1 protein-coding gene is annotated in these 2,601 nt (G+C 68.7%); it reads left to right on the top strand.

From position 1 onward, the window contains the following. Positions 1-2,601 (top strand): methionine synthase (gene metH, locus ACZ5XS_RS45645; protein ID WP_468661624.1); only part of this gene is annotated, 2,601 nt, incomplete at both ends.

Raw genomic sequence — 2,601 nt, 5'->3', positions numbered from 1 at the left:
TCGGTGGTTGTTGCGGGACGACGCCGGAGCATTTGCGGCAGGTGGTGGAGCGGGTGCGGGGGGTGGCTCCGGGGGTGCGGGAGCCGCGTCCGGAGCCGGGGGCGGCGTCGTTGTACCAGTCGGTGGCGTTCCGTCAGGACACCGCCTACATGGCGATCGGTGAGCGGACGAACGCGAACGGGTCGAAGAAGTTCCGGGAGGCGATGCTGGAGGGCCGCTGGGACGACTGTGTGGAGATGGCGCGGGAGCAGATCCGTGAGGGTGCTCACATGCTGGATCTGTGTGTGGACTATGTCGGCCGGGACGGGGTGGCGGACATGGCGGAGCTGGCGGGCCGCTTCGCGACCGCTTCGACGCTGCCGGTCGTGCTGGACTCCACGGAGGTGGAGGTGTTGCGGGCCGGGCTGGAGAAGCTGGGCGGCCGGGCGGTGATCAACTCGGTGAACTACGAGGACGGGGACGGGCCCGAGTCCCGGTTCGCGAAGGTGACCGCGCTGGCGCGGGAGCACGGGGCGGCGCTGATCGCGCTGACCATCGACGAGGAGGGCCAGGCCCGTACCGTCGAGTCGAAGGTGGCGATCGCCGAGCGGCTGATCGACGACCTGAGCGGCACCTGGGGCATCCATGAGGCGGACATCCTCATCGACTGTCTGACGTTCACCATCTGTACCGGCCAGGAGGAGTCCCGTGGGGACGGGGTGGCCACCATCGAGGCGATCCGTGAGCTCAAGCGCCGCCACCCGGCCGTGCAGACCACACTCGGTCTGTCGAACATTTCGTTCGGTCTGAACCCGGCCGCCCGGGTGCTGCTGAACTCGGTGTTCCTGGACGAGTGTGTGAAGGCGGGTCTGGACTCGGCGATCGTGCACGCCAGCAAGATCCTGCCGATCGCCCGTTTCACCGAGGAAGAAGTGCAGACCGCTCTCGATCTGATCTACGACCGCCGGCGTGAGGGCTATGACCCGCTGCAGCGGCTGATGGCGTTGTTCGAGGGGGCCACCACCACCTCGCGCAAGGCGGGGCGGGCGGAGGAGCTGGCGGCGCTGGGGCTGGAGGAGCGGCTCAAGCGGCGCATCATCGACGGTGAGAAGAACGGCCTGGAGCAGGACCTGGCTGACGCGCTGGGCGAGCGCTCCGCGCTGGACATCGTCAACGAGACGCTGCTGGACGGCATGAAGGTGGTCGGTGAGCTGTTCGGCTCCGGGCAGATGCAGCTGCCGTTCGTGCTGCAGTCCGCGGAGGTGATGAAGAGCGCGGTCGCCTACCTCGAACCGCACATGGAGAAGGTGGAGGGCGAGGAGGGCAAGGGCACCATCGTGCTGGCCACGGTGCGCGGCGACGTCCACGACATCGGCAAGAACCTCGTCGACATCATCCTGTCGAACAACGGCTACAACGTGGTCAACCTGGGGATCAAGCAGCCCGTCTCGGCGATCCTGGAGGCCGCCGAGCAGCACCGGGCGGACGTGATCGGCATGTCCGGCCTGCTGGTCAAATCCACGGTGATCATGAAGGAGAACCTGGAGGAGCTCAACCAGCGCGGGATGGCCGCCGACTTCCCCGTCATCCTGGGCGGCGCCGCCCTGACCCGCGCCTACGTCGAGCAGGACCTGCACGACATCTACCAGGGCGAGGTCCGCTACGCCCGCGACGCTTTCGAGGGCCTGCGCCTGATGGACGCCCTGATCGGCGTCAAACGCGGCACCCCCGGCGCGGCCCTGCCCGAGCTGAAACAACGCCGCGTGCCCGCCACCGCCACCGCCGTCCCGGTGGAGGAACGCCCCCAGGAGGGTGCGGCCCGCTCGGACGTGGCCGTGGACAACCCCGTGCCCACCCCGCCGTTCTGGGGCACCCGTGTCATCAAGGGCATCCAGCTCAAGGAATACGCCGCCTGGCTGGACGAGGGCGCCCTGTTCAAGGGCCAGTGGGGCCTCAAGCAGGCCCGCACCGGGGAGGGACCCTCCTACGAGGAACTCGTCGAGTCCGAGGGCCGCCCCCGCCTGCGCGGCCTGCTGGACACCCTGCAGAGGGACAACCTGCTGGAGGCCGCCGTCGTCTACGGCTACTTCCGCTGCGTGTCCAAGGACGACGACCTGATCCTCCTGGACGACCAGGGCAACGAGACCACCCGCTTCACCTTCCCCCGCCAGCGCCGCGGACGGCGCCTGTGCCTGGCCGACTTCTTCCGCCCCGAGGAATCCGGCCAGACGGACGTCGTCGGCCTGCAGGTCGTCACCGTCGGCTCCCGCATCGGCGAACAGAGCGCGAAACTCTTCGAAGCCAACGCCTACCGCGACTACCTCGAACTGCACGGCCTGTCCGTCCAGCTCGCCGAGGCCCTCGCCGAGTACTGGCACGCCCGGGTCCGTTCCGAACTCGGCTTCGCCGGCCAGGACCCCGACGCCATGGAAGACATGTTCGCCCTCAAATACCGCGGCGCCCGCTTCTCCCTGGGCTACGGCGCCTGCCCCGACCTCGAAGACCGCGCCAAGATCGCCGACCTCCTGCAACCCGAACGCATCGGCGTCCACCTCTCCGAGGAATTCCAGCTCCACCCCGAACAGTCCACCGACGCCATCGTCATCCACCACCCCGAAGCCA

It is taken from the genome of Streptomyces sp. NPDC033131 (assembly GCF_055578365.1).
Note: the sequence above shows the minus strand (reverse complement) of the source record. Positions and strands in the feature narration are given on the sequence as shown.